Below are 9068 nucleotides of genomic sequence, written 5' to 3'. Positions count from 1 at the left end.
AGGTGGAGAGAAAGAATTAGAGTTTAATCACAGGAGCTAGGGTTTGCAGAAGTGATTTGAAGATTTTTGGTGTGCCGGCAATAACATCACCCTGTTGCAGATAATTTTCACCGCCTTGCGGGTCACCAATCAATCCACCAGCTTCCCTGACCAGCAAAGCGCCTGCAGCAATATCCCAGGGTCGTAAACCAAATTCCCAGAAGCCATCCAGCCTGCTGCTGGCTACATAGGCTAAATCCAAAGCGGCGGAACCCGTACGCCGTAAACCGGCACATTGACCGTATAATGCTTCGAAGGTGGGTAGATAGCGCTTGGCTAATTCTTTATTGCGGGAATTAAATCCTGTGCCCAGTAAAGACAAACTAAGCTGTGATTGTTTTGATACACGAATGCGGCGATCATTTAAGCGAGCTCCACTGCCGCGGCTGGCCGAGAAGCATTCATGCCGCAATGGATCATAAACTACCCCATGTTCGATGCGTTCTTTGACGCGCACGGCAATTGAAACGGCGTAAAATGGAAAGCCGTGCAAGTAGTTATTGGTTCCGTCCAGTGGGTCAATAATCCACACCGTTTCAGCATCGTCACGATAAACGCCGCTTTCTTCGGCAATGATACCATGTTCCGGATAGGCTTTATGAATGGCTTGAATGATGGTTTGTTCTGATTTTATGTCTACTTCAGAAAAATATTCTTCATGACTTTTGGCGGTAATTTTGATACGGTCAAGTTGCTCAATGTGACGAATAATAATCTCACCGGCTTGGCGGGCGGCACTGACGGCTATATTTAAAAGTGGATGCATAAGGCACTCTTGGTTAACAAAAGTCAAAATTCTAACATAGTTTAGTCTAATGCCTCATCTTGAAAATAAATAGATCACAAATATTCAATAAAAATTAAATATTATTTCTCTTTATGGTATAAACAGTCCGATTTTTTGACTTAATAATAAATTATGAAGTTTGATTCTATTCGTATTGTTTTGGTGGCTACCTCACATCCAGGTAACATTGGCGCTGCGGCACGTGCGATGAAAACAATGGGGTTGCATAGACTTTATTTGGTTTCACCCAAATCATTTCCAGATATGCGAGCTTATGAAATGGCGGCTGGGGCCGATGATGTATTAGAGAGCGCTGTGGTAACAGATTCATTGTTAGATGCTCTTGCAGACTGTCAATTGGTTTTGGCAACCAGTGCACGCCCTCGTGATATCGCTTTACAAGGGCTAACTCCAAAAACACAGGCGGTACTTATCAGTGAGGAGCCGGATCATCTGGAGACTGCGATTGTGTTTGGGCGTGAGCATGCGGGTTTGACGAATGAGGAATTATTGCATTGTCATTACCATATTCATATACCAAGCAATCCTGACTACGGTTCTCTGAATCTTGCTCAAGCAGTACAGATTATTGCTTATGAGTTACGTATGCAACTGCTTTCACCAAAAGCTGAAGTGGATATGGGTAGTGAAAGTCAGGCGACTGTTAAAGAAGTTGAGCAATTGTATGCTCATTTACAGGACGTTTTAGTGGCTATTGATTTTCTAAAATTGTCCAATCCAAAGCGTTTGTTACAGCGATTACGGCGGATGTTTAACCGCATTAAACTTGAACGTATGGAAGTAAATATTTTGCGTGGCATACTAACGCACATTCAATATGCTATGAATAAAGGAAAAGATAAATGAAAGACACAGGCATTCCTATGAATAAACAGCCAATTTATTTTGATTATATGGCGACCACTCCAGTTGATCCGCGTGTTATTGAACAAATGATTAAATATTTAGGACCAGATGGACATTTTGGCAATCCTTCTTCCAAAACACATAGTTATGGTCAGACCGCTGCTAAAGCGGTAGAGCGGGCTCGAATGCAAATCGCTGAGGTAGTTGGCGCCTATCCTGAAGAAATTGTATTTACCTCAGGCGCAACAGAAGCAGACAATTTAGCCATTTTAGGTTCAGCACGATTTTATCAACGCAAGGGTCGTCACATCATCACCATGGTGACGGAACATAAAGCCGTATTGGACAGCTTTCATCAATTAGAGCGTGAAGGATTCGAAGTCACTTATCTTAAGCCCAAGGAAGATGGGTTATTGGATATGAGTGTTTTAGAACAATCATTGCGTAGCGACACGATTTTAGTATCCATCATGCATGTTAATAATGAAATTGGCGTGGTGCAAGACATACAAAGCATTGGAATGCTATTGCAAGGTAAAGGAATTATATTTCATGTTGATGCTGCGCAAAGTGCTGGAAAACTTGAATTAAATTTGCGGGAGCTGGCTGTGGATTTAATGTCTTTTTCTGCTCACAAAAATTATGGTCCCAAAGGAATAGGGGCTTTATATGTCAGACAAAAACCGCGAATTCGATTACAACCATTGAGCTTTGGTGGTGGGCATGAGAACGGGATGCGTTCTGGCACCTTACCAACGCATCAAATTGTAGGAATGGGAGAAGCCTTTACGCTCTCTGAGACATGTCGTCAGAGCGAACAATCCCGTATTCTGCATCTAAGAGAACAATTATGGCAGGGCATTAAACATTTACCAGGCATTCGGCTAAATGGTCATATTCAACAGCGAATTGCTGGTAATCTTAATATCAGTTTTACTGGGGTTGATGGTGAATCATTGTTAATGGCATTGAATGAGCTTGCTGTTTCAACTACTTCTGCGTGTTCGTCGGCCAGTTCGCAGCCTTCTTATGTTTTACGGGCATTAGGCCTTAGTGAAGAATTGGCCTATAGTTCCATCCGATTATCCCTTGGTCGTTATACTACGGAGGAGCATGTCAAACATGCCATAACGGTGATTTGCAAAGCAATCACAACGTTGCATGAGAAACATCATTTTGAAGTATAATAAACTTATTAAGTTGATTTTGAGAGGCAGTTGATGAGCGATGTAATTCAGCATGTAAATGATTCTGAGCAACGTATTGATTTAACGGAAGCGGCTATGAAACATGTGCTGTCCTACTTGACTAAGCAGAACGGCAAGGGAATTCGGTTATCCGTTAAAAAAACGGGATGTTCTGGTTTGTCTTATGTCGTTGATTATGTTCAGTCACCTGCGGTCGACGATATTGTCTTACCACTGATTGAGGATTATGTAATTTGTATTGATAGAAGAAGTTATCCCTATCTTAAAGGAACACAGGTTGATTATGTGAAACAAGGATTGAATCATAAATTTATTTTTTATAATCCAAATCAAACAGGACAATGTGGTTGTGGGGAAAGTTTTACCGTTGATTAAGTCCTATTTTACAATTTTGTATGGTCACGAGTAGATTTTGTTATGACTGTATGGCTATGAATTATCTTTGTTTTGTTATTTATTAATTAAAATGACTTTGTTTCTCTAATAAAATCTCAAATTTGATTTAAATGAATGCCAGGATTTTAATTTATGGTATTTTTTTTGCATTTTGGTAAAAAATAATCATATTCTGTGTAAAAAAACCCTTAAGCTTCGCTTAATAAATGAATATCATTAAAACAATATTTACACTCTTTGAGACATTTGTTATTATATAAATCATGATGTTCGGTCTATGGGATGTTCGATCGAATGTATTTGAATTGTTAAAAGTAAAAGTACAAATAGATTGGAGAAAAAAATGAGTGCAGTAATGCAAGACATTCAACAAAAAGAAGCATTATCACAACAAGTGATTCATGCGGTAAAAGGCTATCTGAATGCAGTAACGAGCAAAGATGCAAATTTAAATTTATACCAACTCATCGTTGAAGAAGTTGAAGCTCCTCTTTTTCGTACTGTAATGGAAATGACGCGTTATAATCAATCCAAAGCAGCTCGCGTTCTAGGCGTTAGCCGTGGTACCTTACGTACGAAGTTAAAGCGTTATTTTGATGATGAGTTTATTGGAACCCGTGAATTTTAATATGGTCTTATGCTAATCACTCTGCTATTATTACTTACAAAGTCGGTCAGGCAATCGCTCTTTGCTTTAGCAAAGGGAGGAAAGTCCGGGCTCCATAGGGCAGAGTGCCAGGTAACTCCTGGGAGATGTGAGTCTACGGAAAGTGCCACAGAAAATATACCGCCTGTATACTACAGGTAAGGGTGAAATGGTGCGGTAAGAGCGCACCGCACGATTGGTAACAGTCGTGGCAGGGAAAACCCCACTTGGAGCAAGACCAAATAGGAATCCATATGATCATTGCGATCATAACGCACGGCCCGTGTGGGATTCGGGTAGGTCGCTTGAGGTAAACGGTGACGTTTATCCCAGATGAATGGTTGTCCAAGACAGAACCCGGCTTATCGGCCGACTTTTATTACCTGTAGGTTAAGGTTTTTTGCCACTATTGCGATAGTTGTTGCAAGACATATTCTTATAAAGAGGTTCTTGTCGTTGGTGCTTATTCTTATCGTGATATAAGTTTATCCTTTTTAATCTCCCTTGATTCTTGTCTTATCTCCACTTACGATCCCGGCTTTCACTTAGGTAGAGTAACAACATGATGCTTTGTATTGATGTCGGTAATTCCCATATTTATGGTGGGGTGTTTGCTGATGAGGAGATCCGTTTACGTTTTCGCCACACATCCAAGATGAGTACTTCTGATGAATTGGGAATTTTTCTTAAAAGTGTTTTGCGAGAAAATCAGTGTTTTCCAGAAGCAATCAAGAGAATTGGTGTGTGTTCGGTAGTGCCTCAACTGGATTATTCGTTGCGCGCGGCTTGCGTTAAGTATTTTGATATTGAACCATTTTTTTTGCAAGCAGGTGTAAAAACCGGCTTAAATATTCAATATCGCAATCCATTAGAAGTTGGGGCAGACAGGATTGCTAATGCTATTGCAGCCACCCATCGTTTTCCAGGTAAAAATCTCATTATCATTGATTATGGAACGGCAACGACGTTTTGTGCTATTAACGCCAAAAAAGCATACTTAGGCGGCGCTATTTTGCCCGGGGTGCGTTTGGCTGTGGATGCTTTATCAAATAATACGGCAAAATTGCCGGCGGTGGAGATTGTCAAAATAGAGCAGGTGGTTGGCCGTTCTACCATTGAAAGTATTCAATCGGGTGTGTTTTATGGCGTGTTGGGTTCTTGCCGTGAGTTAATTCAACGTATTAAACAAGAAGCATTTCCTGCACAGGATGTCTTAGTGTTGGCAACCGGTGGGTTTGCTTCATTGTTTGATAAGCATGAACTTTACGATCATCTAGCGCCCGATCTCGTATTGCAAGGAATACGTATTGCCGTTGCGATGAATTAGTGCCTCTATCTAATAGGGCTACCTTAATTGCAATCCATTGATTTTGTCGGTTTGTTTGTAGCCTGGGCAGCGCGAAGCGCTATCCAGGATATGCTATCTGAGTACTCCTGTTCGCAAATAATGTCTTTAAAGCCACTGTCCAATCAATCCGGGTGAAATTTTAAATTCCTGCCAAAAATAAAAAGCTAAATGTCTTTTAAAAATCACAATGAATAATATATGATCACCAAAAAATTAGCCTAGATTTTTATTCTGAATTTTTTGAAAAAAATGGGATTTTTATCTTGACGCTAGTGAAAATGTATTCCTATAGTGTAGAAAAGTGGTTTAAAATAACTAAAAAGTGGAGAATTGTGGGGGGTAATTTTCCCACAAGATAGAAATCATGTTTCGTGGAATCAATGCAATCAGTGTCGATGCAAAAGGACGTCTTGCAGTTCCTGTCCGTTATCGAGATGCATTAGGGCAAGACAGAGCTCCGTTGGTGGTGACCATTGATACCGAAGAAACATGTTTGCTGCTGTACCCTGCAAGACAGTGGCAGGTGATTGAGGACAACTTGCAGCGTTTACCAAGTTTTAATACAGCTGCTCGTCGAATTCAGCGCCTGTTGATTGGTCATGCAACTGATGTGGAGTTGGATAGTAATGGGCGTATTCTTTTACCGCCTTTATTGCGGGATTACGCCCAACTAAGCAAACGCGTGGTGATGATTGGACAAGGTAACAAATTTGAAGTTTGGGATGAGTCGATATGGCAATCAAAGCGAGAGCAATGGTTAGCCGAAGAAGCATCCAGAGAAGATGGTTTGCCGGATGAAATGAAAACGTTTTCTCTGTAATCAAACCCCATTAAAAGGGGTTATGGAGAATGAATTATGGGTGCGCATCAATCGGTCTTATTGCAAGAATCTATTGAAGGCTTGGCAATTAAGGCAGATGGTATCTATGTGGATGGAACATTTGGACGTGGTGGCCATAGTCGCCTTATTTTGACAAATTTAAATAAAGCGGGGCGATTACTCGCAATCGATAAGGATCATGAAGCGGTTGCTTATGCCAAAGAACATTTTGGTCATGATCATCGATTTACCATTGTTCAGGGATCATTTAGCAAATTACATGAAATTGCTATCCAGGCAGGTGTCTATGGGCGAATTAATGGCATTTTGCTTGATTTAGGGGTTTCTTCGCCGCAATTAGATAATCCTGAACGTGGTTTTAGTTTTATGCAGCAAGGACCTTTGGATATGCGTATGGATAGTAACCAAGAAATAGATGCTGCGCACTTTGTGAATCAAGCGGAAGAACAGGAGATGGCTCTTGTTTTTAAGCAATATGGTGAAGAGCGTTATGCACGTCGCATTGCCCACGCAATCGTTCACGCCCGCGAACAAAGCCCTATTTTAACGACACAAGCATTGGCGGATATTGTCAAAGAAGCAAATCCTAAATGGGAAAAACACAAACATCCGGCAACCCGAGTGTTTCAAGCAATTCGTATTTACATTAATCAGGAATTGGTTGATTTACGGGAGTTTTTAAAGCAATGCATAGGCAGTTTGGCTATTGGAGGTCGGCTGGTCATTATTAGTTTTCATTCTCTCGAAGATCGTCTTGTTAAACAGTTTATGCGGGATGAGGAGCGTGGCATGCAGCCCCCACAGGGAATTCCTTTTAAAGCTTCTGAATTAGTAACGAATTTTAAACGTGTCGGCAAGGCAATTAAACCTAGTGATGATGAAGTTAGGAATAATGTTCGAGCTCGAAGTGCTGTACTTAGGATAGGAGAAAAAATAGCATGAATGCTGCAGCGAAAATGATTCACCAAAGCAATATATTTAGTGGACAATTTGCTGATATTCGCTTGTCCAGGCTGTTTTGCTTTCAGGTCTTCTTGTTGATTTCTGTGCTAGCAAGTGCCTTGGCGGTTATTTATGCAACCAATCAGCACCGTATGACGTTTAGTCAATTGCAGCGTGCTGAGCAAAAAGCACATGAATTGCAATTGCAATGGGGGCAGTTATTGCTTGAACAAGCAAGTCTTGCAACACCAGCACGAGTGCAACAATTGGCCAGGGAAAAATTTAAAATGTCTTTACCTGTAGACAAGCAAATCCTTATATTACGGGTCAAATGAGCAACAAAAATCATAAATTAAGATTATGGATGGTGTCGTTTTTTTTGTATTTTTGTTAACGGCACTGATTTGGCGCATGTATGATCTGACGGTCGAGAATAGACAGTTTTTACAAAATCAAGGAGATGCCCGCAGCCTGCGGACGATTAAAATTCCTGCCTATCGCGGCATGATCACTGATCGACAAGGGGCTCCATTAGCGGTAAGTACGCCGGTAAAATCATTATGGGTTAATCCTAAAGTGTTTAACCCGGATAATCAGCAATTAGTGTCTCTGGCACATTTACTTCATATGCCTGTAAAACAATTGGCAGAGCGCATAGCTCAGGCGAATACTCGTGAGTTTATTTATTTAAAGCGGCAACTAACACCCATGCTGGCTAAAAAAATTGAATCTTTAGCGCTCCCGGGTGTGTATTTTGAAGAAGAATTTAAGCGATATTATCCCCAGGCAGATAGCACGGCGCAATTAATTGGTTTTACCAATATTGATGATCAAGGCATTGAAGGGCTTGAACTTGCTTATCAACCCTGGCTGATGGGAATCAATGGCAAGAAGCGTGTTTTAAAAGACAGAACAGGCCGTATTATTGAAGAGTTGGGTGTCATAACGGAACCGCGTCCTGGTCATGAATTGCGCTTGAGCATCGATAGACGCATTCAATATTTTGCATACCATGAATTGCAAGACACACTCTCCAAGTTTTCTGCAAAATCTGGCTCAGTGGTTGTATTGGATACTCAGACCGGCGAGGTGTTGGCTATTGCCAATGCCCCGTCGTTTAATCCGAACGTACGTGAACATTATCCCCTAGAGATGTATCGCAATAAAGCTATTACGGATGTGTTTGAGCCAGGATCGGTCATGAAACCTTTCAGTATTGCCAGTGCGCTTGAAAGTGGTCAGTTTACGGCAAATAGTCTAGTGGATACTCGACCCAGCTGGATGGTGGTGCACGGCCATACGGTTCGCGATTTAAGAAATTATGGGTTGTTGGATGTCACTGGTATTTTACAACATTCAAGTAATGTCGGTGTCACTAAATTGGTATTAGCCAGTCCGCCAGAACAATTAATAGGCTTGCTGCGACGTTGTGGTATTGGCCAGCGCACCGAAAGTGGTTACCCGGGTGAAAGTGATGGCTTACTTGTTAGAGCCGCTGATGCAAATCCGTTTGTACTGGCAACCTTGGGATTTGGCTATGGCATGTCAGTGAATGCCTTGCAATTGGCAAAAAGTTATTTGATCTTTGCTAATCAAGGTCGTCTCATGCCTGTACGGTTATTGCACTATGACAAACCTAATGAAAGTGTTCAAGTCATCAATTCTAATACTGCTAATCAGGTGCTGGCTATGATGGAAGCGGTGGTTGACGTTGATGGCACCGGTAGACAAGCCAAGATTCCCGGCTATCGCGTTGCCGGTAAAACAGGAACGGCACGCATTGCCGGCAAACACGGTTATGAAGAAAAACGGCATATTGCGAGCTTTGTAGGAATTGCTCCAGCTTCTCAACCAAGATTAATTGTTGCTGTGGTCATTCATGAACCATCACGTTTGAGTTATTATGGAGGAGCAGTGGCCGCGCCCCTATTTGCTAAGGTAATGGGTGCTGCCTTACGTATTCTTGATGTTCCGCCGGATCAACCGATATGATG

The 9068-nt window shown here is 41.5% G+C and carries 10 protein-coding genes and 1 other RNA gene; 10 read left to right on the top strand and 1 reads right to left on the bottom strand.

Annotated elements, in window-relative coordinates; all coding sequences use genetic code 11:
* Positions 1–16: 16 nt before the first annotated feature.
* On the bottom strand, positions 17–805 hold the full coding sequence (locus LOA_RS09540) for an inositol monophosphatase family protein (protein WP_025386139.1): 789 nt from the start codon (positions 803–805) through the stop codon (positions 17–19).
* A gap of 153 nt (positions 806–958) precedes the next feature.
* Between LOA_RS09540 and LOA_RS09535 the strand changes: the two genes are divergently transcribed.
* The 10 genes from LOA_RS09535 to LOA_RS09495 all read left to right on the top strand — a co-directional run bounded on the left by LOA_RS09535 (position 959) and on the right by LOA_RS09495 (position 9066).
* Positions 959–1693 carry an RNA methyltransferase gene (locus LOA_RS09535; RefSeq protein ID WP_025386138.1) on the top strand — a complete coding sequence of 245 codons (735 nt, stop codon included), beginning with the start codon at positions 959–961 and terminating at the stop codon, positions 1691–1693.
* 17 nt (positions 1694–1710) lie between these two features.
* A complete protein-coding gene (locus tag LOA_RS09530) occupies positions 1711–2880 on the top strand; it encodes an IscS subfamily cysteine desulfurase (protein ID WP_025386137.1) in 1170 nt (389 codons plus the stop codon).
* Between the two features lie 33 nt (positions 2881–2913).
* The gene (locus LOA_RS09525; protein WP_025386136.1) at positions 2914–3276 is read left to right on the top strand and encodes a HesB/IscA family protein; all 363 of its coding nucleotides are present in this window, start codon (positions 2914–2916) and stop codon (positions 3274–3276) included.
* Between the two features lie 364 nt (positions 3277–3640).
* Positions 3641–3925, top strand: coding sequence for a helix-turn-helix domain-containing protein (locus tag LOA_RS09520; RefSeq protein WP_025386135.1), 285 nt, complete (start codon positions 3641–3643; stop codon positions 3923–3925).
* A gap of 38 nt (positions 3926–3963) precedes the next feature.
* Positions 3964–4324: RNase P RNA component class A (gene rnpB, locus LOA_RS13965), an RNA gene on the top strand.
* Positions 4325–4505: 181 nt separating this feature from the next.
* Complete coding sequence (locus LOA_RS09515; protein ID WP_025386134.1) at positions 4506–5270, top strand: type III pantothenate kinase; 765 nt, start codon at positions 4506–4508, stop codon at positions 5268–5270.
* A gap of 385 nt (positions 5271–5655) precedes the next feature.
* A complete protein-coding gene (mraZ, locus tag LOA_RS09510) occupies positions 5656–6111 on the top strand; it encodes a division/cell wall cluster transcriptional repressor MraZ (RefSeq protein WP_025386133.1) in 456 nt (151 codons plus the stop codon).
* Between the two features lie 36 nt (positions 6112–6147).
* Positions 6148–7074 carry a 16S rRNA (cytosine(1402)-N(4))-methyltransferase RsmH gene (gene rsmH, locus LOA_RS09505; RefSeq protein ID WP_025386132.1) on the top strand — a complete coding sequence of 309 codons (927 nt, stop codon included), beginning with the start codon at positions 6148–6150 and terminating at the stop codon, positions 7072–7074.
* Positions 7071–7409 (top strand): cell division protein FtsL, encoded by a 339-nt coding sequence (ftsL, locus tag LOA_RS09500; RefSeq protein ID WP_025386131.1) that lies wholly within the window; start codon positions 7071–7073, stop codon positions 7407–7409. Before rsmH ends, ftsL begins: the two co-directional genes overlap by 4 nt.
* 25 nt (positions 7410–7434) lie before the next feature.
* Positions 7435–9066, top strand: a complete 1632-nt coding sequence (locus LOA_RS09495; RefSeq protein WP_025386130.1) for a peptidoglycan D,D-transpeptidase FtsI family protein — start codon at positions 7435–7437, stop codon at positions 9064–9066.
* Positions 9067–9068: the final 2 nt, after the last annotated feature.

This window comes from Legionella oakridgensis ATCC 33761 = DSM 21215, assembly GCF_000512355.1.
Lineage (GTDB): Bacteria > Pseudomonadota > Gammaproteobacteria > Legionellales > Legionellaceae > Legionella_A > Legionella_A oakridgensis.
The sequence above is the reverse complement of the archived record's forward strand: the minus strand, read 5'-3'. Positions and strand labels throughout refer to the sequence as shown.

Excerpts from the sequence above, each read along its gene's own strand:
- LOA_RS09540 (WP_025386139.1), bottom strand. The coding sequence starts at position 805 with ATGCATCCACTTTTAAATATAGCCGTCAGTGCCGCCCGCCAAGCCGGT.
- LOA_RS09535 (WP_025386138.1), top strand. The coding sequence starts at position 959 with ATGAAGTTTGATTCTATTCGTATTGTTTTGGTGGCTACCTCACATCCA.
- LOA_RS09530 (WP_025386137.1), top strand. The coding sequence starts at position 1,711 with ATGAATAAACAGCCAATTTATTTTGATTATATGGCGACCACTCCAGTT.
- LOA_RS09525 (WP_025386136.1), top strand. The coding sequence starts at position 2,914 with ATGAGCGATGTAATTCAGCATGTAAATGATTCTGAGCAACGTATTGAT.
- LOA_RS09520 (WP_025386135.1), top strand. The coding sequence starts at position 3,641 with ATGAGTGCAGTAATGCAAGACATTCAACAAAAAGAAGCATTATCACAA.
- LOA_RS09515 (WP_025386134.1), top strand. The coding sequence starts at position 4,506 with ATGATGCTTTGTATTGATGTCGGTAATTCCCATATTTATGGTGGGGTG.
- mraZ (WP_025386133.1), top strand. The coding sequence starts at position 5,656 with ATGTTTCGTGGAATCAATGCAATCAGTGTCGATGCAAAAGGACGTCTT.
- rsmH (WP_025386132.1), top strand. The coding sequence starts at position 6,148 with ATGGGTGCGCATCAATCGGTCTTATTGCAAGAATCTATTGAAGGCTTG.
- ftsL (WP_025386131.1), top strand. The coding sequence starts at position 7,071 with ATGAATGCTGCAGCGAAAATGATTCACCAAAGCAATATATTTAGTGGA.
- LOA_RS09495 (WP_025386130.1), top strand. The coding sequence starts at position 7,435 with ATGGATGGTGTCGTTTTTTTTGTATTTTTGTTAACGGCACTGATTTGG.